The sequence below is a fragment of the Cytobacillus horneckiae genome (assembly GCF_002835735.1).
In the GTDB taxonomy this organism is placed as follows: domain Bacteria; phylum Bacillota; class Bacilli; order Bacillales; family Cytobacillaceae; genus Cytobacillus; species Cytobacillus horneckiae.
The window spans coordinates 14088-37360 of the sequence record NZ_PISD01000075.1 but is presented as its reverse complement, the minus strand read 5'-3'; the positions used below and the strand labels follow the sequence as shown (position 1 = coordinate 37360).

The window sequence follows — 23273 nt, the reverse complement described above, 5'->3', positions numbered from 1 at the left end:
TTTCCTCCTATCAATTAACTGTTGCTGTTTTTTTTTCCTTGCCTGAATAAACTTTTTCAGCTTCTTCTCCACGAAGTACACGCAATGCGCCTTCAGCTAGTGCTTGAAGCTCATTTTCACCAGGTTGTACGATGACATCGGCAATCCAGTTAATATAGCTAGAAATATCATTAACGAAATCTTTACCGTATGCTAAACCACCTGTCAAAATGATTGCATCTACTTTGCCTTTTAATACTGCGCTAGCAGATCCAATTTCTTTGGCAATTTGGTAAGCCATAGCGTTATAGACTAAAGTTGCTTTTTCATCACCATCAGCAACCATTTGTTCAACTTTAACCGCATCGTTCGTACCAAGGTATCCAACTAGGCCGCCGCCGCCAACAAGCATTTTCATTACTTCTTCGCGATAGTAGTCACCAGAATAGCATAGTGAAATTAACTCACCAGCTGGAACTGTACCTGCACGCTCAGGGCTGAATGGGCCTTCACCATGCAATGCATTGTTTACATCGATGACTTTGCCTTTTTCATGTGCGCCAATTGAAACACCGCCACCCATATGAGTAACGATTAGATTAAGATCTTCATACTTCTTACCTAAATCTTTTGCGACTCTACGTGCCACTGCTTTTTGATTTAACGCATGGAAGATGCTAGTTCTTTCAATTTGCGGGAAGCCAGAGATGCGGGCAATCGGGGCCAATTCATCAACTACAACCGGATCTACAATAAAGGAAGGAATGTTTAAACCTGTAGCAATTTCATATGCTATAATTCCACCAAGATTTGAAGCATGCTGTCCGGCAAAACCGATTTTAAGATCTTCAAGCATTTCTTCGTTTACTCCGTATGTGCCGCCTTCGATTGGACGTAGAAGTCCACCGCGTCCACAAACTGCATTTAATTTAGAAATATTGATGCCTTCTGCATCCAAAGTTTCTAAAATAGCATTTTTACGGAATTCATATTGGTCGATAATATTTTCAAATTTATTAATAACGTCAGTATCATGTCTCAACGTTTTCTCAAAAACGGAGCTATCATTATCGAAAACGCCGATTTTCGTTGAAGTAGAACCAGGATTGATGACGAGAATTCGATTAATTTGTTCTTGCACGACGAAACCTCCATTTTAAAATGATTGCAATAATCATTAGCCTGTTTGTTTAAATAATAATGGATAGCAGGCGCCGAATAATCGGCGCTTGCTACTTTGTTAAGCTCGCCTTACTTGCGGCGGCTTAAAATATGATGGCCATTTTGAAGGAATTGGCTACGAGATTGTCTCATTTTTGCAATTCTTTCTTCAGCCATACGGTCAGCTGCGATGTATGTTGGAATACCTTCGTTTTTAGAGATTTCCATAATACGATCGATTGTTTCGTATAGACCTTCAACTTTTTTCATTGCGCGCTCTGCGTTGTAACCGTATAATTCGTCAGCAACGTTGATAACGCCACCAGCGTTGATTACATAGTCTGGAGCATAAACGATACCCATTTCATGGATTTGATCGCCGTGACGCTCTTCTTTTAATTGGTTATTAGCAGAACCAGCAATTACTTTTGCTTTTAATTGTGGAATTGTGTCGTCATTTACTGTTGCACCAAGGGCACATGGAGCATAGATGTCACACTCAACACCATAAATTTCATCTGGATCAACCGCTTTTGCACCGAAGTCTTCAACCGCACGTTGAACTGCTTCTTTGTTGATATCTGTAACGATTAATTGCGCGCCTTCTTCGTGTAAATGTTTGCAAAGGTGGTATGCAACGTTACCTACACCTTGAACTGCAACAACTTTACCTTCAAGTGAATCTGTACCGAATGCTGCTTTAGCTGCTGCTTTCATACCAACATAAACGCCGTAAGCAGTTACTGGAGATGGGTTACCTGAAGAACCGAATGCTGGAGAGATACCAGTTACATAATCAGTTTCTTCGTGGATTAAATCCATGTCAGCAACAGTTGTTCCTACATCTTCAGCAGTGATGTAACGTCCGTTTAATCCTTGAATATAACGGCCGAATGCACGGAACATTTCTTCGTTTTTATCTTTGCGTGGGTCGCCGATGATTACAGTTTTACCGCCGCCAAGGTTTAGGCCAGCTGCAGCATTTTTGTAAGTCATACCTTTCGCAAGACGTAGAGCATCTTCAATTGCAGCTTCTTCAGTTGCATAAGTCCACATGCGAGTTCCGCCTAGTGCAGGCCCTAAAGTTGTATCGTGAATCGCGATGATTGCTTTTAATCCTGATTCTTTATCTTGGCAAAGTACTACTTGTTCATAGTCATATTTTTCTAGGTATTTGAAAATTTCCATGTTGTGATTCCTCCCTGAGTTTAAAAAATTATTTAGCAGAGCATATTGCCAGTGCAAGTGAATATAATTTACTTTCAGCTGAATCTGCTCTGGATGTTAATACGATTGGCGCTTTAGCTCCAGCAATAACTGCTCCTACTTTCGCTTTAGCAAAATAGATTAAAGATTTATAAAGAGTATTCCCAACTTCGATTGTCGGTACTAATAAAATGTCAGCTTGTCCTGCTACCTCACTTTTAATGCCCTTATGTTCTGCAGCAAGTGCAGATACAGCATTATCAAGTGCCAATGGTCCATCGACAATACAGCCTTTAATTTGGCCGCGCTGATTCATTTGGGTAAGTGCAGCAGCATCAAGTGTAGCCTGCATCGCTGGGTTAACTACTTCAACTGCCGCGATTGCCGCTACTTTAGGCATAGCTACACCAATGCTCCTAGCAATACCTACAGCATTTTTTGTAATTTGAGCTTTTTGGTTTAAATCCGGCTCAATATTCATTGCTGCATCTGTAACAATGGTATATCTGTCAAATCCGGGAACTTCAAAGACAGCTACGTGAGATAAAACATTTCCTGTGCGCAAACCGTATTCTTTGTTCAATACAGCTTTTAAAATAACCGCAGTTGGAATATTGCCTTTCATTAACACGCTGGCTTTCTTTTCCTTCACTGATTTAACTGCCAGTTCAGCAGCAAGTGCAGGTGATTCTGCATGTATAATAGTTAGCTTATCGCTATTTGCGACATCTGCATGGTGCGCATCTAATATTTGAAGAATGTTTTCTTTATCTCCAAATAAAAGGAAGCTCGCCATCTTTCTTTTCACTGCTTCAGCAACAGCTTCTAATACTTCTTCGTCTTCAGCTGCAGCGACCGCTACTGTGTTTCCTTCGTATTGGGTTGCTTTCTGTATAAGCGAATCCAATTTCATCTGTCTCAACCCCTTTACTAAAAAGTGCTGTGCAAAATCGTATATTTTAATTTTGCTACACCCACTATTTATATATGCAAGTAGTGTGCCAACTTTAAAATTGATGAAAACGCTTTATTCCTCTGAACGGGGTGTGCAATTTATTTCAATATGTGAAAATTATTGCATGCTATCATTTTCAATTTTGTATTTATCGAGCTTATAATATAAATTTCTTACAGATAAACCGAGTTGTTTTGCAGCTTTTGTTTTATTTCCATTTACTCTCATCAGCGTCTCTTTAATAATTTTCTCCTCATACCTCTCCAATTGAGCTGCTAAAGGCTCATCACTTGAATTGACGCTATTGAAGGATTCTTGAACGGCAGCTTGTCCTTCTTCATTTACTAATGAAGGGAGATGCTCTTTATCAATTTCTGTCTGATAACCCATAAAAATCATTGCTCTACCAATAATATTATCGAGTTCACGGACATTTCCAGGCCAGTCATACTGCATCAAAATCCTTAAACCTTCCTCGCTTATCCCTTCCACATTGCGACCGTACTCTTGGTTTATCTTTTCGATGAGACGATCAGCCAGCAGAGGGATATCTTCCTTCCTTCTTCGTAATGGAGGTATATGAATCGGCATTCTATTCAGCCTGTAATATAAGTCTTCACGGAATGTCCCATTTGCAATGGCTTTTTCTAAGTTGACGTTTGTTGCTGCAATAATTCTTACACTGATTTGCAGCGGCTTTGTTCCGCCTACTCGTGTAATTTCCCCCTCCTGCAGCACCCTTAATAGTTTTGCCTGAGTGTTCGCAGTTAACTCGCCAATTTCATCCAAAAAAATGCTGCCTTTGTTTGCTTCTTCAAACAACCCTCTTTTTCCGCCGCGCTTCGCTCCTGAAAATGCTCCTTCTTCATACCCGAATAATTCGCTTTCCAACAATGATTCCGATAAAGCAGCACAATTCACCCGGATAAATTTGTTATATTTTCGATCACTAGCATTATGAATGGCATGTGCAAATAGCTCCTTGCCCGTGCCTGACTCACCTCTTAATAAAACGGTTGCCGGCGTTTTTGCTCCTAGCTTTGCTTGTTCAATTGCAATCGTCATTTCTTCTGATTGCCCGATTATGTCTTGGAATGAATATTTCGCTTCCAAGTTTCTAATAATCTGTCTTGCCCGATTTAGCTCTCTGCTCATATTTTGGAGGTCTGTGACGTCGTGGAGAACACCTACACTTCCTTTAAGCTTCCCATCAACAATGACAGGTGCTACATTCACAATTACCTCTTTTTTCTTTGGTCCTACCCGCATAGGAACGCCTCTTACTGCTCTTCTCGTTTTAAGCACCTTCATATGCACACTTTCGCCTTCTGAAATATCTGCTGTAGCCGGCATTCCAATCACTTCAGCTTCAGATAATCCTGTTATGCGGGAATAGGCGGGATTGATTATGATCCCTCTACCATGTTCGTCCACAACAGATATAGCCTCATCGCTTGAATGAATCACCGCCTGAAGCATTGTTTTTAATTCCTTTAAGTCGGTAATCTCTTCAGCTAAATTTACTACCTCAGTAATATCTTTGAATATCGATACTGCACCAATAATTTTATTATTCTCCCCAAGTACTGGGATTCTCGTTGTAATGATTTTCAAGCCGCTTTCAAAAACAAATTCCTGATTTACTTCGATGCGTCTTGTTTCCAGCACCCGCGGAAGAAGGCTACCGGTAATAACATCCCCGATTCTCCTGCCAATTGCATCGCCTTTTAAAACACCTGTCATCGCTTCAGCACTTTTATTGAATAATATTATTTCTTCCTCAGGGTTAATAACGATCATGCCATCATCCGTTGAGTTAAAAATAAGATCAAATTTATACGTTTGTGTTTTAAGTTTTGATATTAACTCTTCTTTTTGCTCTAGCATGATTGCCATTAAGTAAGCAACGCTGCCTGGGATAAAAACAATGCGCTCATTCAGCTGGGAACGAATTTCATTACAAACTTGTTCATTACCTGTTACTTCAATAATGATGTCTATCTCTTCATTTAATGAACTTTTCCAGTCTGTACCTGTTTTCACACCTTCCTGCCGAGCTAGGTGCAGGCCTTCAGCACTTTCATTTATATCAATGATTGCTTTCACTCGAAGCATTTCCGTTTCTTTAAGCAATTTATAAATTGCGGTGCCGCCCTTTCCAGCTCCAACAATTAATACGTTATGCATATTTTCACCCTACCCTGAATTTTCTTTCAATTGCCCACTGCAATTTATTTCATACCTTTATTAAACCGGAAATAAAGCCAGTTGACAAATATCTTCACTGTTTTATCCGTTTTCATATATAATAGAGGATATAAAATCATTACTTTTATATAAACGAAAGGATTATTATGATTAGAATAATCGCGTTATCCATCTTAGTCATTCCCGGCATTCTAGCGGTTTATGGGATTAAATTAATGAGAGATATGGTTTTTGGCATTTTGCAAAGCCCATTTCCTTTTCTATGGCTGCAATTTATATGCGGATTATTATTTGTTTTAATCGGGATTGGATTTATTGCAGGCTTCATCCTGCACCGTGATCGAAAGAGAAACAAAGTTCAGGACAAGTTTAAGCAAGTGGAAGGAAAGAAATAATTATTGTACCCCGCTAGATGCCGGGGTACTTTTTTATATATGAAATAAATAAACTGCCAAGTATTTATCCTGGCTGTTCTATCCGCAAAAATCTACACTTTTAAAGACTGCAGCTTGCACAATAGATTTGATCATTTTTAATCATGCATGGCTGATTATTCAACGGCAGCTTGCAGACGAAGCAATAGTACTCATTATTATGTGAACGGGAAGCAGTAGACATCAATGTTCTTTTCATTTCCGCAACAATTTGCAATGAAGGCCCATATTGCCATGTAAACCGTTGTTTTTTTTTCATATAATGTCCTCCAATCCAATATGCCATCTATATGCCGTCTCTACAAAAAAATCGCCAGCCTTTTTCTGCTGACGATTTTTGGATAATTTAACGATCATTTTAATTGTATTCGGTAATTTTACCGCCTAGCTCTTTCAAGAAGCTTTATGCTCTAGACGCAGCTTATCTGCAACCATGGCAATGAATTCAGAGTTCGTTGGCTTCGCTTTTGTCATGCTTACCGTATATCCAAACAAGGATGAAATGGAATCAATATTCCCTCTGCTCCATGCTACTTCAATCGCATGACGAATCGCCCTTTCAACTCGACTTGCTGTAGTATTGTACTTTTTTGCAATATCCGGGTATAGCACCTTTGTAATCGAGCCGAGTAGTTCAATATCATTATAAACCATTGAGATGGCTTCTCTTAAATACAAATAACCTTTAATATGTGCCGGAACGCCGATTTCATGGATAATGCTTGTAATGCTTGCATCCAGGTTTTTAGGTTTTGCTTCTACTTGCGAGCGGTAATTGTTTGCAGAAGGCTTGCGCATGATCGGACTTGATTTGCCGCTAACTTGACGAATATGGCTAGCTAAATTATCCATATCAAACGGTTTTAAAATAAAATAAGACGCGCCTAAATCAACGGCTTTCTTCGTTACATCTTCTTGACCGAAAGCCGTTAGCATAATTACGCTTGGCAGAGGCTTCTTCTCGAAATTCCTCATTTTTTCAAGCACAGCTAGACCATCCAAGTGCGGCATAATAATATCTAAAACTAAAACATCTGTTTCAACCTCTTCGATGATATTTAAGCAGTCTTGACCGTTATGTGCCACCCCTACAACTTCCATATCCTCTTGCGAAGAAATGTATTCCTCTAATAAAGCAACGAGTTCTCGATTGTCATCCACTACGCACACTTTTATTTTTTTCACTAATTCTTTCCTCCTCAATCCATAGTTGGTCTCTATATTTACTGCTATCTCTATTTTCTAAGTGACAAATTCGACAAAGGTATTAAAAATCCTCTTGTATTTTTTATATTTCTAAAAAAATCAGATTAATTCTTTAATTTCCTTTTGTTTTCTCCCTTATTCGACTATGTTCGATTATTTAAATAAGTTTTGTCGAAAAATCTTTATGATTATATATTACCACAAACAAGAAAAAAAAAGCGGGATATCCCCCGCTTTTTCCATTTATGATGCTTTTTCTTCTGATTCATAAATATCTATACCCGCCTCATTTAACATCCACTCTATATGAACGCCGTATCCGCTTGTAGGGTCATTGACAAATACATGTGTTACCGCACCAATCACTTTGCCGTCCTGAATGATTGGACTGCCGCTCATGCCTTGTACAATCCCTCCGGTTTTCTCAAGCAGCTTAGAATCCACCACTTTTATAACCATTCCTTTTGTGGCAGGAAACTTTTGCGGTATCGTACTTACAATTTCAATATCGAATAATTGAACTTCATCGTCTTCAACCACTGTTAAAATTTGAGCTGGACCTTCTTTTACCTGATGCGAAAGAGCAATTGGCATCGGTTTATCATAAAGTCCATTTTTAATGCTCTTATTTAATTCGCCAAATATCCCAAATGGACTATTTCTAACGATATTACCAATGATTTCTTTATCATTAGAGAATCTAGCTAGCTTTTCGCCAGGATTCCCGTTGCTTCCTTTTTCAATAGAGGTTACGGTAGATCTGAGGATTTGGCCATCATCGACGACAATTGGCCGCTTTGTATCCATATCAGAAATAACATGGCCTAATGCGCCATATTTTTTTGTTGGAGGATGATAAAATGTCATCGTCCCGATTCCCGCTGCTGAGTCACGAATATACAAGCCTAACTTATAAGTCGACTCGCCTTTGTCCTTTAAAGGCATTAATTCCGTTTCAAATTTTCCATCTTCTCGCGTTAGTGAAATCTTTAATGGCTTTCCATTATCGCCAGCCTCTTGCACAAAAGGTGCGACATCTGCCATCTTTTCAATTTTAGTTCCGTTAATTTCCGTTATGATATCGCCCACTTTAATTCCAGCTATATCTCCTGGTGAAGCTTTGCCATCCACCGTGTTTATTTGGTGGTGACCAACCACCAATACGCCAACAGTATTCAATTTTACACCTATAGATTGACCGCCTGGTATCACTTTAAAATCCTTTATTACATTTACATCGACTTTTTTAATTGGAAAGCCGGCAAGCTCTAAAAACATTTCACTATTTCCATTTTCTTTAGCTAATAATGAGATTGTATTCTTATCTTGTTTAATCGCCAATTCAGCTCCGTTCGAACTTAATGTGGCGACAACGGGCTCTGCCTTTGCAAACTCATGCTCCTGCCCTTCAAAAACAGTCATATGTTGAGGAATATTGATATACTCCTGAAAAGGTTTTGAGAATCCAATTACAATCAATGAAACAAGGAGAATTCCACCAATTATTTTACGTATTGTGTCTTTTTTCATCTTTTCACTCTCCTCGCTTCTTGTTCATGGCTACATATATAATTTTGCCTGCAATAGGTGCATTTATAACCTTCTTCTCAATAAAAAAAGCTATCCTTCTTTGGATAGCTTTTCAAGGTATTTTCACTTGTTTGGCCATAAGAAGGAGTTCTTTCGCATGTTCTCTAGTCAGATCAGTGATTTCAACTCCAGATATCATTCGGCCTATCTCTTTAATCTTCTCTTCGTCACCCAAGGATTTTACCGTTGTTTTCGTTCTTCCAGCCTTCGTATTCTTGGAAATAAATAAATGTGAATCTGCCATTGCTGCAACTTGCGGAAGATGGGAAATACAAAGAACTTGGGAATCCTTTGCCACCTGATGAATTTTTTCGGCTATTGCTTGTGCTACACGGCCGCTTACGCCCGTGTCTACCTCATCAAATATGATAGAGGTGACGCCTTGGTGCTTTGAGAAAATACTTTTTAATGCAAGCATAATTCTTGACAACTCTCCACCTGAAGCGATTTTTGAAAGCGGCTTTAACGGCTCACCAGGATTGGTCGACAAATAGAACTCAACTATATCTAAGCCATTTTTTGAAAAAGTTTCTTTGTCCATTGTGAAATTCACTTTAAATACAGTCTTTTCCATATATAACTCTTTTAATTCTTTATGAATTAATTTAGTTAAATTTACCGCCGTTTTTTGTCGCAGCCTGCTCAGTTCTTCGCCTTCCACTAATAAATCTTCCCTTAAGGAGGCAGCTGTTTTCTGCAGTTGTTCTATATGGGTTTCTTTATTTAAAATCGTTTCTATTTCCTCTTCTATTTTAGAAGCATACTCCAAGGTTGCTTCGATTGATTGCCCATACTTCCTCTTTAAACCATTGATTTCGTTCAAACGTTCTTCTATTTCATTCAATCTTCCTGGATTATACTCCATTAGATCCAATTCATTCCGCAATGTTCTCATACTGTCTTCCAACTGATAAAAACTGTTCGAAACAGATTCAGACAGCTCCTGAAAATTTGAGTCCAACTCCGAGGCTGTTTGCATCTGGCTCATGGCCAGACCAACCCAATCCATCCCTTTTTGCTCACCTTGAAGTGCATTAAAACTAATTTGCAGCGCTTCAAAGATCCTTTCAAAATTCGAAAGCTTTTGCTTCTCTTCAATTAATTCTTCATCCTCATTTAATTTCAAATCGGCATTTCTTATTTCTTCAAGCTGAAATTGAATTAAATCAAGACGGTGTGCCATCTGCTGTTCATTTTCAGTTAGATTATTTATTTTTTTCATCGTTTGGTCATACGATCGAAAAATATTTTCGTACTCATTGTGGCTTTTCGCTATTTTCTGACCACCAAATTGATCAAGAAGCGGCAAATGCCTGCTTTCATCCATAAGCTCTTGATGCTCGTGCTGGCCATGAATATCGACAAGTGTACTTCCTACTTCACGCAATGTAGAAATGGTCACTAGCTTACCGTTAATTCTGCACACACTTTTCCCATTCTTAGAAATGTCTCTTCTTAAAACAACCATTCCATCTTCAATCTCAATGCCGAATTCTTCGGCCTTCTTATAGCATGGGTGGTTCAAATCATCTAATAGAAATAACCCTTCTATTTCAGCTTTATCTTCTCCGTGCCTGACAAATTCAGCTGAGCCTCGTCCACCTACAAGGAGATGCACAGCATCAATAATGATTGATTTGCCTGCCCCCGTTTCTCCTGATAACACTGTTAAGCCCTTCTCAAATGGTATGGAAAGGGCTTCAATGATTGCAAAGTTTCTTATTGATATTTCATTTAGCACTTAAACTTCACCCCGGCTTATAGCATTTCTAAAAATCGTTCTGAAATTACTTCAGCTGCCTCAGGTGTTCTACAAATAATAAGGCAAGTATCATCTCCGCAAATTGTGCCTAATATTTCATCCCAATCAAGATTGTCCATGAGGACACCGATCGCCATTGCATTGCCGGGAAGCACTTTCATCACAAGTAAATGTCCCGCTGGGTCCAGTCTTACAAAAGCATCCATTAAGTTTCGCTTTAATTTTTGCAACGGGTTAAATCGCTGATCGGCTGGCAGGCTATATTTGTAGCGGCCATCAAGCAGCGGCACCTTGACGAGATGCAGCTCTTTAATATCGCGAGAAACCGTTGCTTGTGTAACATTAAATCCAGCATTTCTTAATTCTTCTACTAATTCATCCTGCGTTTCAATGTCATTATTCGTAATTAAGTCACGAATTTTTATATGGCGTTGACCTTTATTCATTACTCTCTCACCTCATATTTAAAAGCAAAAGCGCATAGTTATGACGCATCGCTATCCAATTGTTCTCTATCCATATGTTAGCTGATTTTTGCATTATTGTACAATTTATTCTTGTAAAAACGAGAAATTTTTACAATCTTCATCCCTCTTTTGCCGATTTTCACAAAACGATATGTGCTTCAGTCCATGCTATTAACTTTCACTCCAGAATTAAACTTATTCAATCACCAAGTAAAAAAAAGGAATAAGCATAGACGCTCATTCCCCTTCATTGGTACGATTGGCTTTTAATTCAGTATGAGCCTCCTGCACCACTTGTTCAATTGTTTTATTTAGGCTAAGCTTCCCTTGATCAGGGCTTCCGGACCAATATAAATGGGCAAGAAACTCAATATTTCCATCTCCCCCAGTAATTGGCGAGAAGGAAAGATCCTTCACTTCAAAACCTTGCGCAATTGAAAAAGAAAGGATTTTGTTAATGACTTGTATATGAACTTTGGAATCGCGCACAATCCCTTTCTTGCCAACCTGCTCTCTTCCCGCTTCAAATTGCGGCTTAATAAGAGCAATGACATCACTGTTTCCAACAAGCAAGGTTTTTAAGACAGGAAGAATAAGCTCAAGGGAAATAAATGATACATCAATAGATGCTATATTCGGAAGTTCCCCAACCAGGTCCGCACGTGTAACGTAGCGAAAATTGGTCCGTTCCATAACAACAACTCGTTCATCCTGCCTTAATTTCCACGCCAGCTGATTGTAGCCTACGTCTAAGGCATAAGACATCTTTGCACCATTTTGCAAGGCGCAGTCGGTAAAACCGCCTGTGGATGCACCGATGTCGAGGAGAACTTTGTCCTTTACGTTAAGATCAAAGTTCTTCAGGGCTTTCTCAAGCTTTAGTCCACCTCTGCTAACATAAGGCATCATTTTTCCTTTTACCGTTAAAGGAATATCCACACTCACCTTTTCGCCTGGTTTATCTAGCCTCATTTCATTGCTGAAAACAAGGCCGGCCATCACCGCTCTTTTCGCTTTTTCTCTTGTTTCTGCTAAACCTTTTTCTACGAGCAATACATCGACCCGCTCTTTTTTTATCTTCATCATCTATGCCCTTTTTTGTTTTTTCCCGGTGAGAATCGTCATTCTATTTACCACATCTTCAGTAGTCATGTTGATTTCTTTCAATAATTCATTTACACTGCCATGCTCAATGAATTCATCCGGTATGCCCATTCTATCGATTTTTGCATGGCTGTAGCCTTTGTCATGTGCAAATTCCAGCACTGCGCTTCCGAATCCACCCTGCAGGACAGCTTCTTCAATCGTTAAAATAGGAATATTAATCCGCAGCAATTCTGAAAGCATTGATTCATCAAGCGGCTTAATGAATCTCGCATTTACCACTTTGATTGAATAGCCTTTTTTCTCAAGCTGCACCGCCGCTTCCATTGCCATTGGGATGGTTGTTCCGAAGGTGAGAATTGCCCCATCTCTTCCTTCCTTTAGCACTTCCCAAGTACCAATCGGTATAGCTTTCATCGTTTCATCCATCGGTACACCTAAACCATTTCCTCGAGGAAACCTCATTGCAATCGGTCCATCTTCATATTTAACAGCCGTATAAACCATATGACGACCTTCATTTTCATCCTTAGGCATCATCACAACCATATTCGGCAAATGTCTTAAAAAGGCAATATCAAATACACCTTGATGTGTTTCACCATCCGCTCCAACTAATCCTGCACGATCAATACCAATAAATACATTCAAGTTCTGCCTGGCAATATCATGGACAACTTGATCATATGCTCTTTGCAGGAATGTCGAATAAATGGCTAAAAATGGTTTCATGTTTTGTGTTGCCAATCCAGCAGCTACAGTGGCAGCATGCTGTTCAGCTATTCCAACATCAAACATTCTGTCAGGAAATTCACTTGCAAAGCCTTCCAGTTTTGAACCAACAGGCATAGCAGGAGTGATCGCAACAATTCTTTCATCCTCGCGAGCAAGCTCACGAACCGTTTCACTCACCAATTTACTCCATGCCGGGGCAGTATTGACCGGCTTTAAAAAGTCTCCTGTTTCTGTTTTATACGGCCCAGTACCATGCCATGTTCCCACTGTATCGCTCTCAGCAGGGGCAAAGCCTTTCCCCTTTTTAGTGATGACATGTAAAAGAACCGGACCTTCTATCTTTTTCGCATAATTAATGTTCTCAAATAACTCGTCATAATTATGACCGTCAATCGGTCCTAAATAAGTAAAACCAAGTTCTTCAAAAAACATTCCAGATACAAAAAGATACTTCAAGCTGTCCTTTAAACGTTCTGCAGTTGATGCGATTTTCCCGCCTACCGCTGGGATTTTCTTTAAGAAGGCTTCTAATTCATCTTTTACCCATTGGTATTTTCCAGCTGTACGCAATCTTCCTAGAACGTTATGAAGTGCGCCGACATTCGGAGCAATTGACATTTCATTATCATTGAGTACGACAATCATATTTTTTTGCTCATGGCCGATATGGTTTAGCGCTTCCAAAGCCATTCCGCCCGTTAAAGCTCCGTCTCCAATGACCGGAATGACATGGCTGTTTTCTTTCTTTAAATCTCTTGCAATGGCCATTCCCATTGCCGCTGATAGAGAAGTCGAGCTATGACCGGTTTCCCACACGTCATGCGGACTTTCAATCATTTTTGGAAACCCGCAAAGACCTTTATATTGTCTTAACGTATCAAACTGATCTGCTCGTCCAGTTAAGATTTTATGAACATACGACTGATGCCCGACATCCCATAAAATCTTATCCTTCGGGCTATCGAAGGATTTATGCAATGCGATTGTCAGCTCAACCACCCCAAGGTTTGGACCGATATGTCCACCTGTAGCAGATAGGTTTTCGATTAGAAAATTTCTAATCTCCCCAGCAAGCTCTTCAAGCTGTTCATTAGAAAGCTGCTTCAGAAAGCTAGGGTCTTTAATTGATAATAGATCCATTTGGAGGACCACTCACTTTCGTTTCTTATTCATCCGATGCGGTTACTCTTTTACTACTTTTTATAACAAAAGTTCCTCAGACTTTTAGGTGATTATATCTAGATTACCTTAAAAGTGTAAAGAAGAGCAAATGTTATAATTTATCAATGATTCCTTACAGCTAACATGTCAGTGATTTCTTCCAAGAAAAACGTATTTAATCCTGTTTCTGCCAGCTTTGCTTTAGCTAATGTCGTATGTTCAACTAAAGCCTTCTTAGCGCCATCCATTGTTAGCAATGATGGATATGTGCTTTTATGATTTACCTCATCGCTGCCTACAGGCTTGCCAATCATTTCCACTGACCCTTCCAAGTCCAAAATATCATCCCTAATTTGGAAGGCTAAACCGAGATGCATGGCAAATTCTGTTAACAAATGAATTTTTTCTTCATCCGCTCCTGATAATATTGCCCCAGCAATGACTCCAAAAGCAAGCAGCTTGCCAGTCTTATGTACATGAATATATTCTAATTCCGGCAATGACAGCTGTTTTTCCTCTCCATCAATATCAGCCACTTGTCCGCCAACCATTCCTTCAGCACCTGCCGCTTTGGAAAACTCTTTTATGATGGCAAGCTTTGCGTCAGCGGTTGCATCTTCTGCTGATGTCTCGGCAATTAACTGAAAGCTATAAGTTAACAGTGCATCACCTGCAAGAACTGCATAGGCTTCTCCGAAAACTTTATGATTTGTAGGTTTTCCTCTTCTTAAATCATCATCATCCATGCTCGGGAGATCATCATGGATTAAAGAATACGTATGAACCATTTCAAGTGCCGCTGCGGTATTTAACCCTATCTTTGTGTCCTGATTAAATGCAGCAAGAGTTGCAAAAAGCAAAAGAGGGCGTATTCTTTTTCCACCCGCCTCTAATGAATAGAGCATCGATTCTTTTATAATCGAAGGCGCCTCTAACTGATTAACATACTCACGCATTTTATCTTCCAGCAATGTCTTATGGCTGTCGGTGAATGACTGTAATGATTCTTGCATGATGTTATTCCTCCTCATTGACATGAAATGATTCCTTTTCATTATCTTCTGTTATGATTTGTGTCAGTTGTTCCTCTACATTTTTCAGTTTATCGTGACAGAGCTTGGAAAGTTCCATTCCTTGCTTATAAATATTAATGGCTTCCTCCAGTGGAACATCGCCTTCTTCTAACCTATCAACAATTTGTTCCAGCTGTTCCATCGCTTCTTCAAATGTCATTTTCTGTTCTTTAGGCATATGAGCTCACCCCTTAATATCCGTTACCCGACAGTAAACTGTACCATCAGTAACATTTATTTTTATCTCGTCATCCTTCTTCACTTGCTTAACTGTTTTAATCATTTCGTTCTCTGCTGAATATACAAGGCTATAGCCGCGATCCATAATTTTTAAAGGACTTAAGGCTTCAAGCTTAGAGACGATATGTGCAAAATCCTTTTGCTTTCCGTCTGCGATGATGGCTATTGTTTTTTTCAGTTCCTTTTCCACCTTTGCATGCTGATTCTTTGCATCTAAAAGAACGGCCGCAGGATGGTTTCTTATCAGTCGTTTTCGCCTTTCTTCCGCTTCATCCAGCTTCAGCTTGACGAGCCTGTTTGCACCTTTTATTAACTGTTCCTTCATTTTATCCACCTGTTCAAGCTTTTGTTCATAAAGCTTGTGAGGATAACGAAAAGCATATGATCTCTCAATCCTAGAAAGCCTTTCTTTTTGAAATATCATTCTTTCCCTCATCGACCGAATAAGCCGTGATTGGCGGTTAAAGATTCTTTCACTTAAGTCATCAATGTGCGGAACAGCCATCTCTGCTGCACCAGTCGGAGTAGGAGCACGCAAATCAGCTGCAAAATCAGCGATTGTAAAATCTGTTTCATGACCAACAGCTGATATTAGCGGAATATTAGAGGAGAATATCGCCCTTGCAACAGCCTCTTCATTAAACGCCCAAAGCTCTTCAATCGAACCGCCGCCACGGCCGACTATAAGTACATCGACTTCATTGAGTGCATTCGCCTGCTGTATTTTACTTACGATGGATGGGGCGGCACCGTTTCCCTGAACGAGCGCAGGGAAAATTAGAATATTCGCGATAGGATATCGCCGCTTAATCGTTGTAATCATATCTCTTATAGCGGCCCCTGTTGGTGATGTAACTAATCCAATGGTTTTTGGAAATTTCGGTATTGGCTTTTTATATTTGGGTGAAAAGACGCCTTCTTTTTCAAGCTTCGCCTTTAACTGTTCATAAGCTAAGTAAAGGTCGCCTACGCCATCAGGCTTCATTTCTTTTACATAGATCTGATATTGTCCACTCGACTCGTATACAGATAAATCCCCTGAAATTAATACCTTCATTCCATTTTCAGGAATGAACTTCATTGCAGCGTTGTATCGTGAAAACATCACTGCCAAAATTCGTGATTTCTCATCCTTCAAGGTAAAGTACATATGGCCACTCGAATGCTGTTTAAAGTTGGATATTTCCCCTTTTACCATGACTTGTTGGAGATGAGGATCGACATCAAATTTTCGCTTTATGTATTTAGTTAGTGCATTCACAGTTAAATAGCGCTTTTCTTCCATCTTTACTCCTTCTTTGCCACCGTCATAGACGTTACTCTTATATAAAAACTACCTCTCCATGATAGAGTGAAACTTGAATCAGTGTGGTTTTTCCTTCATCCTCCACTGTGGTTAGGTAGGACATATAGGGTGCGGGGTCACTCAAAATGTTACTACAGGACGCGGCGGATTTAGTCTGCTTTTTGATCATCGGGCTTTAACGGACAGTTACCCTCCACCTAAGCTTCTTCGATTACTTTTAAGCTTTGAGGTTGCGGGTCTTACTGCCCATTTAGATGGCTTTGCCGTCACGTACAAAGGTATATAACGTCATGCTAAATATGGATAAGGCACTTCTTCATATGTATATAACCGAAAAGAATACTGGACAGTAAACAATCATTGTTTATTTATACAGTGATTCTCATCGGTCTGATCTATGTTCGATTATTATTGTTGTTTGACTTTTGATAATACAGCATTAATAAATTTTGGAGAGTGATCATCACCATATAATTTTGCTATTTCAATGGCTTCATCAATGACGACATTTGCCGGCACTTCCTCTGTACAATATTTCAATTCATAAATCGCGATACGCAATAAGTTTCTGTCCACTGCAGCCAATCTTTCAATTGTCCACTTTTCCAGATGTTTTTTTATAAGCGGATCAATGCTTTCTTTTTCTTGAACCACTCCATTTACTAGCTTTGTTAAATATTGATCGTTCGGCAAATCTTCCAAAACATGCTCAATGGCGGCATTTACTTCAGTTTGACTTAAATCAATTTGGAATAGAGCTTGTAAAGCTTTTTCTCTTGCTGTTCTTCTTTTCATCTTTTATATTGACTCCTTTTTCGAGAAAATCTCAATTATATAACAGATCATTGATTAATCATATAAGTTAATTAAAAAACACATAAGAAGATAATAGCATAACTCAAGATGATTCGCACTGTATAGTCATATTTTTTCCCATTTCGAGAGCGCTTTAAATAATTGAAAATCCATTAATGATATGAATCATAAAAAGGCCAAAGACGGTGATGTCTTTGGCCTTTTGTGTGTTCGTGCTTACATTTCTTGTTCATAGTCGGGTTCATTTTTTTGATTTTCAAATAAGACACCGACAACATGGATGTTAATTTCCTTCGTCTCCAATGCTGTCATATTCAATAAAGCTTGGCGAATATTATCTTGAATGCTTTGGGCTACAGCAGGTATGGATACACCAAACTTCATCAGGCAGTACACATCCACTTTAATGCCTTCCTCTGAAAGTTCTACTTTAACGCCTTTGCCATGATTTTTCTTGCCTAGCTTTTCGACTACACCAGTAGCAAAGTTACCGCGCATTTGCGCAACTCCTTCAACCTCTGATGCAGCAATTCCAGCAATAACTTCAATGACTTCAGGAGCAATTTCCACCTTACCTAAACCAGTTTCCTCCTGGTTCATTTCAAGAATGTTTTGATCGCTCATTTTGAAACCTCCCATTCTTATTCAGATTTCATAACGTCATTTAATTCCAGGAATTTTGTGTTAAACTGCCCTTCTACAAACTTCTCGTTTTCAAGAAGCTTCAAATGGAACGGAATCGTTGTATTTATTCCTTCAATGACAAATTCACTTAATGCTCTTTTCATTCGTGCAATCGTTTCTTCACGTGTATCTCCATACGTAATGACTTTCGCAATCATGGAATCATAATAAGGAGGAATCGAATAACCAGGGTAAGCCGCTGAGTCAACGCGAACACCTAAACCTCCTGGAGGAAGATACATTGTGATTTTCCCAGCGGATGGCATAAAGTTCTTCGCCGGGTTCTCAGCATTGATGCGGCATTCCATCGCCCAGCCGGAATATGTGACATCTTCTTGAGTAAAGCCTAATCGCTCACCAGATGCAACTTTAATCTGTTCCTTAATTAAGTCCACGCCTGTTACCATCTCTGTAACAGGATGCTCCACTTGAATACGAGTATTCATTTCCATGAAATAAAATTTGCGGTTATGATAATCATAAATAAATTCTATCGTGCCTGCACCAGTATAATCAACTGCTTTTGCTGCTTTTACAGCTGCATTACCCATTTCTTCTCTTGTTTCGCCATCAAGTGCTGGTGATGGTGTTTCTTCAAGAAGCTTCTGGAGCCTTCTCTGAATGGTACAATCCCTTTCACCGAGGTGAATGGTATTACCAAAGGTATCCGCCAGTATTTGAATTTCCACATGGCGGAAATCTTCTACAAACTTTTCAAGATATACACCAGCATTACCAAATGCAGTTAGTGCTTCCTGCTGTGTAATGTTAATTCCTTTTACAAGCTCCTCTTCATTACGTGCGACGCGAATGCCTTTGCCTCCGCCACCAGCAGTAGCTTTAATAATAACAGGATAGTCGATTTTTTTCACTAGTTCAAGCGCATCGTCAACATCCTTAATAATTCCGTTTGACCCAGGTACAATTGGTACCCCCGCTTCTTTCATCGTTTCACGAGCAATATCCTTTGTCCCCATTTTTGTAATCGCTTCCGGTGTCGGACCGATAAAAGTAATATGGCATTCTCTGCAAAGATCTGCAAAGTCTGCATTCTCGGCCAAAAAGCCATATCCAGGATGAATAGCATCGCAATCTGTCAGCTTTGCCACACTAATAATATTAGTGAAATTCAAATAACTATCTTTTGATGATACCGGACCGATACAATATGCTTCATCTGCAAGCTGCACATGCAAAGCTTCTTTATCGCCCTCGGAATAGACTGCAACAGATTCAATCCCCATTTCACGGCAAGCGCGAATAATCCGTACAGCAATTTCTCCTCTATTTGCAATTAATACTTTCTTTATCATAATTGAAAAAGCCCTCCTTATTCAGGCTTAACTAAAAATAATGGTTGCCCGTATTCGACTAATTGTCCGTCTTTAACTAAGATTTCTACGATTTCTCCATCAACTTCTGCTTCGATTTCATTAAATAGCTTCATTGCCTCAACAATGCACAGTACAGAATCCTTCGTTATTTTAGATCCTTGTTTCACATATGCATCCGCATCTGGAGAAGACGATTGATAGAATGTACCTACCATTGGAGAAACAACTTGATGCAAATCGGAAGTGTCAATTTGCTTTTCTGCCTCTGCCACAGCTGGTTCAGGCTTCACTTCAGTTTGAACGGCTGCTGTTTGTACTGGTTGAGGCGTTTGTAAGACCTCCTGCACAGCTGGTTGAACAACCGGAGTGACTGCAACTGGCGCAACAGCTCCCGCCTTCTTCTTCATTTCTACTTTCGATCCTTCATGCTCGAAAATAAATTCTTCGATATTTGACTGATCGACAAGTTTAATTAATTCGCGAATTTCTTGTACTTTCAACATAATTACACCCCTGTTCTTCTTTTCCACCTATTCACCAATGGAGGTGAGGCTAGTTAGTATCGGTAAGTTTTTATGACTAGCTACTATAATCATACGATAAGACCTAATAAAAATTCAATATAATCTTACTGGTTATGTATGGTCGCAGATCGCACGCGAACTGTTTTAACACTTTTTACAATTATTCGAAATATCATATTTATCATATCATTTTTCTTGTCCTCAAGGCAAAAAAAAAGGCAAACCTGATAGCGGGCTTGCCTTCAACTATTTACTTTTTCACTTGAAATTCTACAGCCACTGCCGCTTGTTGTCCAAGCTCATTTATGACTTCTTTAATGATTTTATTTGCCTCTGTTTTTGAAGCTTCTTCAGCTTTTACAATTACTTTTACACTCTCGCCATCCGCTTGTACTAGCACATCTTCATAATCCATTGATTTAATCATGCTTTCAAGCATTTCTTCTTTATTTGCCAGGTCTTTCAATTGATCTAATTGATCCATCGCTTTACTTTTTTCTTCCGCACTTACTTCTGCTTCTGCAACCTTATCTGTTAAATCTTCTTGCATTTTACTTCTTTCTACTTCTTTTTCAAGTCTAGCTTGAACAAACTCTTCTTCGCCAGAAACAGTCGAGATAATGGCATCATCTTTATTTTCCGCCTCTTCATTGCCTGTTGTTTCCTCTTGGTCTGTTGCAGCCAAATCAGATTTTCCATCTGGTGAAGTGACATAGTAAACTGATAATACGACAACTAAACTTAACATGGTTAATAGCCAAACTGTTTGCTTCTTTAATAACATCTATGAATCCCCCTTAGTTTTTTTAGGCATAACAGATACTCTATGAGCTGGTACATCTAGTACTCGTGATACCGCTTCAACAATCCATGCTTTAACTTGTACATTTTCAGCACCTTTTGCAACGATAAGCACGCCTCTAATTGTCGGCTTCTTCGTCTCTACTACTATCGGAACCTCTTTTTCCCCTTCGCGAATGATGACGAGCTGCTCATCCTTTGATTGGTCTTCAACTGTTCGTTTGCCGCCTTCGCGATCTGTTTCATCGGTTGTCTGTGATTGAGTTGTTTTATTTTTTTCAAGCACCTTTTTCTCAGTGGCGTCCACATTAACGACGACAGTTACATCCTCTACACCAACAATGGCATCCAGAGCCTCTTTAATTTGTGCCTCATATGATTTTTCATAGTCTGAGATTGTCCCATTCTTAACAGCATCGCCCTGGCCAAAAACCTCTTTTTCTTCTACATTGTTGTTTTCTCCCGAGTTAAAAACAGAGAGGTCATTTGGTTTATCATCCTTAAACATAAGATTGCTTATGAGCATAATGGCTGCACCAAAGAGAAGAACAATCACTAAATATTGAAATTTCCCGGGTTTTTTGTCCGATTGTTTGTCCTTTGTAAGCCAATCCTTAAGCATGGTGATCGGTCCCTTATCTTTATTCATCTTCCTTCGCCATCCCCCCTTCATCTAAAAACACTTCCATAATTTGCTCATCGATTTCCCAATTGCTAGACAGAAGAGAAGTTATTTCACTTGGTACCGACTTGGCTGTTTCACTTTTTAAAGGTTCACCTGTATTCACTTCTACTCTTTGAACCACTTCAATTGCCTGAGCTTCCTCCTCTTCTTGAATCGATTGCACTTGTACGTATAGCTTCTGCAGATTTTCAGGGAACTCAAGCTCAGAGCTATGATCAACATTAAATTGAATATTTGTTATCTCTAACCCGTACTTTTCCATCAACTCCTCATTCGCCGTTGTTTTCATGGCTTTTTCTACGTTTTCTAAAGCATATGCAGCAGTGGAGGCTTGTATTTCTTTTTTTTGCATTTCTATTGAATTTTCTATCTCACTTTTTGATGAAACCGCTTCTATTTTTGGCACAGATGAGAAGGCCTGTTCAAAATCACTAGATATAAGCCTTAAAATAGGTGTTAATATGATGGCGATCAACAATAGCCCCGTTACCATTTTTGTATATTTTTGCAATTTTGTGTTCGGCAGGATCATGTCGATAACTGTTGCCAGTAATATAAATAAAATGATGTTTGTAATCCATTCCTTTAAAAATTCCATCCATATAATCCTCCTTACCTAACCATCATCGTTAAATTGCCCGCTGCGATGACCACAGTAATACTAAGGAAAAACATCAGCGACACGATTGCCAAAGCTGCAAAAATATAGATGACACTTTTACTAATGATGTCCAGACATTTGATAATTGGGCCGCCGCCCAACGGCTGCAGGACGGCAGCAGCAAATTTATATATAAACGCAATCATTAAAATTTTGATTGCAGGAAATGCGACGATAATCATCAGTATCGCTACTCCGGCGATACCTACTGTATTTTTCAAAAGAACGGAAGCACTGACAACCGTATCCGTAGCATCTGTGAACATTCTGCCAATGACTGGTATGAAATTTCCAGTGATAAATTTTGCTGTTTTTAAAGTGACACCGTCTGTAATAGCCGTGGAAGCACCCTGAACAGATATAACAGCTAGAAAAACAGTTAAAAACAAACCTAGTAATCCGATGCTCCAGTTTCTTAACAAATTTCCAAGCTGTGTAACCTTATATTGATCAGATAAAGTACTGACAATATGAAGTAATGTTGAAAGGAACAATAGCGGCAAGACGACATATTGGATGAGTAATCCACTCGTATTCATCAAAAATAAAATGACCGGATGAAAAAAGGCAGCAGATATTATCCCGCCTGAGGAAGCAATCAAAGCTAACAGCAGCGGTATAAGCGCCATGATGAAGGAAATCATTTTGTGAATCGTATCCTGGGCGTACTCCATTGCAACATGGAAGCTATTCAGGGCAAGAATGACAAGCACCATAAAGACGATTGCATAAGCCACTTTACTGACTGTTGTTGATTCAAAAGAGTTTTGCAGCGATTGCAGGAACATACTGAATATTGTAAGTAAAATGAGTGTGCCTAATAGTTTTCCGTTAACGACGAATTCATGAAAGGCAAATTTTAAAGCGCCTGCAGCCCATTGTTTAAATGAGAACTCCTTCTCTCCCTTAATAAAATCGTAAATGCTTCCCTTTTGACTTTCTGGCAAAAAACCGCCATATTCATTGCTGATGTCCTCCCAGAATTGCTTTAATTCATCTAAGTGCAAAGTATCTATTTGCGAATCGACTACTTCCTGAGGACTAAATACCTCTTCCGTATTTTCTTGCTGGTCGTCTGGATCTTGTTCATTCTTCTCATCAGCAGCTTGTACATTTGAAACGAACAGAAAAAGTGACAGTAAATACAACGTTAATATTTTCAAAATATTATGCTTCATCAT

23 protein-coding genes are annotated in these 23273 nt (G+C 39.3%); 1 reads left to right on the top strand and 22 read right to left on the bottom strand.

The annotated features are described in order from the left end of the window. Positions 1 to 10: 10 nt before the first annotated feature. The 4 genes from buk to CWS20_RS25190 form a co-directional block, all read right to left on the bottom strand. Positions 11 to 1120, bottom strand: a complete 1110-nt coding sequence (buk, locus tag CWS20_RS25205; RefSeq protein WP_066201026.1) for a butyrate kinase — start codon at positions 1118 to 1120, stop codon at positions 11 to 13. A gap of 110 nt (positions 1121 to 1230) precedes the next feature. After that, positions 1231 to 2328 (bottom strand): branched-chain amino acid dehydrogenase, encoded by a 1098-nt coding sequence (gene bcd / locus CWS20_RS25200; protein ID WP_066201029.1) that lies wholly within the window; start codon positions 2326 to 2328, stop codon positions 1231 to 1233. Positions 2329 to 2356: 28 nt separating this feature from the next. Then, entirely contained in the window at positions 2357 to 3259 is a 903-nt protein-coding gene (gene yqiS / locus CWS20_RS25195; protein ID WP_066201031.1) for a phosphate butyryltransferase, read from the bottom strand. A gap of 159 nt (positions 3260 to 3418) precedes the next feature. Beyond that, positions 3419 to 5488 (bottom strand): sigma-54 interaction domain-containing protein, encoded by a 2070-nt coding sequence (locus CWS20_RS25190; protein WP_066201034.1) that lies wholly within the window; start codon positions 5486 to 5488, stop codon positions 3419 to 3421. Positions 5489 to 5655: 167 nt separating this feature from the next. On the opposite strand from CWS20_RS25190, the gene CWS20_RS25185 reads away from it, so the two are divergent. Continuing rightward, positions 5656 to 5904, top strand: coding sequence for a DUF2627 domain-containing protein (locus CWS20_RS25185; protein WP_066201037.1), 249 nt, complete (start codon positions 5656 to 5658; stop codon positions 5902 to 5904). A gap of 100 nt (positions 5905 to 6004) precedes the next feature. Here the strand turns inward: CWS20_RS25185 and CWS20_RS25180 are convergent, their stop codons facing one another. From CWS20_RS25180 to spoIIIAE, 18 genes are all read right to left on the bottom strand, one after another. Beyond that, positions 6005 to 6202 (bottom strand): LIM domain-containing protein, encoded by a 198-nt coding sequence (locus CWS20_RS25180; protein ID WP_066201040.1) that lies wholly within the window; start codon positions 6200 to 6202, stop codon positions 6005 to 6007. Between the two features lie 134 nt (positions 6203 to 6336). Next, positions 6337 to 7128 (bottom strand): sporulation transcription factor Spo0A, encoded by a 792-nt coding sequence (gene spo0A, locus CWS20_RS25175; RefSeq protein ID WP_066201043.1) that lies wholly within the window; start codon positions 7126 to 7128, stop codon positions 6337 to 6339. Between the two features lie 264 nt (positions 7129 to 7392). Beyond that, positions 7393 to 8679, bottom strand: a complete 1287-nt coding sequence (spoIVB, locus tag CWS20_RS25170; protein WP_066201046.1) for a SpoIVB peptidase — start codon at positions 8677 to 8679, stop codon at positions 7393 to 7395. 112 nt (positions 8680 to 8791) lie between these two features. Beyond that, on the bottom strand, positions 8792 to 10480 hold the full coding sequence (gene recN / locus CWS20_RS25165; RefSeq protein WP_066201048.1) for a DNA repair protein RecN: 1689 nt from the start codon (positions 10478 to 10480) through the stop codon (positions 8792 to 8794). 17 nt (positions 10481 to 10497) lie between these two features. Continuing rightward, positions 10498 to 10947 (bottom strand): transcriptional regulator AhrC/ArgR, encoded by a 450-nt coding sequence (ahrC, locus tag CWS20_RS25160; protein ID WP_066201051.1) that lies wholly within the window; start codon positions 10945 to 10947, stop codon positions 10498 to 10500. A 258-nt stretch (positions 10948 to 11205) separates the two neighbouring features. Then, complete coding sequence (locus CWS20_RS25155) at positions 11206 to 12051, bottom strand: TlyA family RNA methyltransferase (protein WP_066201885.1); 846 nt, start codon at positions 12049 to 12051, stop codon at positions 11206 to 11208. Between the two features lie 3 nt (positions 12052 to 12054). Beyond that, on the bottom strand, positions 12055 to 13947 hold the full coding sequence (gene dxs, locus CWS20_RS25150; protein ID WP_066201054.1) for a 1-deoxy-D-xylulose-5-phosphate synthase: 1893 nt from the start codon (positions 13945 to 13947) through the stop codon (positions 12055 to 12057). A 143-nt stretch (positions 13948 to 14090) separates the two neighbouring features. Beyond that, on the bottom strand, positions 14091 to 14981 hold the full coding sequence (locus CWS20_RS25145) for a polyprenyl synthetase family protein (RefSeq protein ID WP_066201057.1): 891 nt from the start codon (positions 14979 to 14981) through the stop codon (positions 14091 to 14093). Positions 14982 to 14985: 4 nt separating this feature from the next. Then, on the bottom strand, positions 14986 to 15219 hold the full coding sequence (locus CWS20_RS25140) for an exodeoxyribonuclease VII small subunit (protein WP_066201060.1): 234 nt from the start codon (positions 15217 to 15219) through the stop codon (positions 14986 to 14988). A gap of 6 nt (positions 15220 to 15225) precedes the next feature. Next, positions 15226 to 16566 (bottom strand): exodeoxyribonuclease VII large subunit, encoded by a 1341-nt coding sequence (gene xseA / locus CWS20_RS25135; protein ID WP_066201063.1) that lies wholly within the window; start codon positions 16564 to 16566, stop codon positions 15226 to 15228. A 429-nt stretch (positions 16567 to 16995) separates the two neighbouring features. Beyond that, on the bottom strand, positions 16996 to 17382 hold the full coding sequence (gene nusB, locus CWS20_RS25130) for a transcription antitermination factor NusB (RefSeq protein ID WP_066201066.1): 387 nt from the start codon (positions 17380 to 17382) through the stop codon (positions 16996 to 16998). A 237-nt stretch (positions 17383 to 17619) separates the two neighbouring features. Then, positions 17620 to 18027: an Asp23/Gls24 family envelope stress response protein gene (locus CWS20_RS25125; RefSeq protein ID WP_066201068.1), complete on the bottom strand. Its 408-nt coding sequence runs from the start codon at positions 18025 to 18027 to the stop codon at positions 17620 to 17622. A 17-nt stretch (positions 18028 to 18044) separates the two neighbouring features. Next, positions 18045 to 19400, bottom strand: coding sequence for an acetyl-CoA carboxylase biotin carboxylase subunit (gene accC / locus CWS20_RS25120; protein ID WP_066201073.1), 1356 nt, complete (start codon positions 19398 to 19400; stop codon positions 18045 to 18047). Between the two features lie 17 nt (positions 19401 to 19417). After that, on the bottom strand, positions 19418 to 19924 hold the full coding sequence (gene accB / locus CWS20_RS25115) for an acetyl-CoA carboxylase biotin carboxyl carrier protein (RefSeq protein ID WP_066201078.1): 507 nt from the start codon (positions 19922 to 19924) through the stop codon (positions 19418 to 19420). A gap of 271 nt (positions 19925 to 20195) precedes the next feature. After that, positions 20196 to 20729 (bottom strand): SpoIIIAH-like family protein, encoded by a 534-nt coding sequence (locus CWS20_RS25110; protein ID WP_066201081.1) that lies wholly within the window; start codon positions 20727 to 20729, stop codon positions 20196 to 20198. Continuing rightward, the gene (gene spoIIIAG, locus CWS20_RS25105) at positions 20730 to 21395 is read right to left on the bottom strand and encodes a stage III sporulation protein AG (RefSeq protein WP_066201084.1); all 666 of its coding nucleotides are present in this window, start codon (positions 21393 to 21395) and stop codon (positions 20730 to 20732) included. Next, entirely contained in the window at positions 21388 to 22029 is a 642-nt protein-coding gene (spoIIIAF, locus tag CWS20_RS25100; protein ID WP_066201086.1) for a stage III sporulation protein AF, read from the bottom strand. Before spoIIIAF ends, spoIIIAG begins: the two co-directional genes overlap by 8 nt. A 14-nt stretch (positions 22030 to 22043) precedes the next feature. Further along, positions 22044 to 23270 (bottom strand): stage III sporulation protein AE, encoded by a 1227-nt coding sequence (gene spoIIIAE / locus CWS20_RS25095; RefSeq protein ID WP_066201088.1) that lies wholly within the window; start codon positions 23268 to 23270, stop codon positions 22044 to 22046. Between the last annotated feature and the right edge of the window lie 3 nt (positions 23271 to 23273).

Coding starts and splice junctions, on each gene's coding strand:
- bcd (WP_066201029.1), bottom strand. CDS start 2,328: ATGGAAATTTTCAAATACCTAGAAAAATATGACTATGAACAAGTAGTA.
- yqiS (WP_066201031.1), bottom strand. CDS start 3,259: ATGAAATTGGATTCGCTTATACAGAAAGCAACCCAATACGAAGGAAAC.
- CWS20_RS25190 (WP_066201034.1), bottom strand. CDS start 5,488: ATGCATAACGTATTAATTGTTGGAGCTGGAAAGGGCGGCACCGCAATT.
- CWS20_RS25185 (WP_066201037.1), top strand. CDS start 5,656: ATGATTAGAATAATCGCGTTATCCATCTTAGTCATTCCCGGCATTCTA.
- CWS20_RS25180 (WP_066201040.1), bottom strand. CDS start 6,202: ATGAAAAAAAAACAACGGTTTACATGGCAATATGGGCCTTCATTGCAA.
- spoIVB (WP_066201046.1), bottom strand. CDS start 8,679: ATGAAAAAAGACACAATACGTAAAATAATTGGTGGAATTCTCCTTGTT.
- ahrC (WP_066201051.1), bottom strand. CDS start 10,947: ATGAATAAAGGTCAACGCCATATAAAAATTCGTGACTTAATTACGAAT.
- CWS20_RS25155 (WP_066201885.1), bottom strand. CDS start 12,051: ATGAAGATAAAAAAAGAGCGGGTCGATGTATTGCTCGTAGAAAAAGGT.
- dxs (WP_066201054.1), bottom strand. CDS start 13,947: ATGGATCTATTATCAATTAAAGACCCTAGCTTTCTGAAGCAGCTTTCT.
- CWS20_RS25145 (WP_066201057.1), bottom strand. CDS start 14,981: ATGCAAGAATCATTACAGTCATTCACCGACAGCCATAAGACATTGCTG.
- CWS20_RS25140 (WP_066201060.1), bottom strand. CDS start 15,219: ATGCCTAAAGAACAGAAAATGACATTTGAAGAAGCGATGGAACAGCTG.
- xseA (WP_066201063.1), bottom strand. CDS start 16,566: ATGGAAGAAAAGCGCTATTTAACTGTGAATGCACTAACTAAATACATA.
- nusB (WP_066201066.1), bottom strand. CDS start 17,382: ATGAAAAGAAGAACAGCAAGAGAAAAAGCTTTACAAGCTCTATTCCAA.
- CWS20_RS25125 (WP_066201068.1), bottom strand. CDS start 18,027: ATGAGCGATCAAAACATTCTTGAAATGAACCAGGAGGAAACTGGTTTA.
- accC (WP_066201073.1), bottom strand. CDS start 19,400: ATGATAAAGAAAGTATTAATTGCAAATAGAGGAGAAATTGCTGTACGG.
- accB (WP_066201078.1), bottom strand. CDS start 19,924: ATGTTGAAAGTACAAGAAATTCGCGAATTAATTAAACTTGTCGATCAG.
- CWS20_RS25110 (WP_066201081.1), bottom strand. CDS start 20,729: ATGTTATTAAAGAAGCAAACAGTTTGGCTATTAACCATGTTAAGTTTA.
- spoIIIAG (WP_066201084.1), bottom strand. CDS start 21,395: ATGAATAAAGATAAGGGACCGATCACCATGCTTAAGGATTGGCTTACA.
- spoIIIAF (WP_066201086.1), bottom strand. CDS start 22,029: ATGGAATTTTTAAAGGAATGGATTACAAACATCATTTTATTTATATTA.
- spoIIIAE (WP_066201088.1), bottom strand. CDS start 23,270: ATGAAGCATAATATTTTGAAAATATTAACGTTGTATTTACTGTCACTT.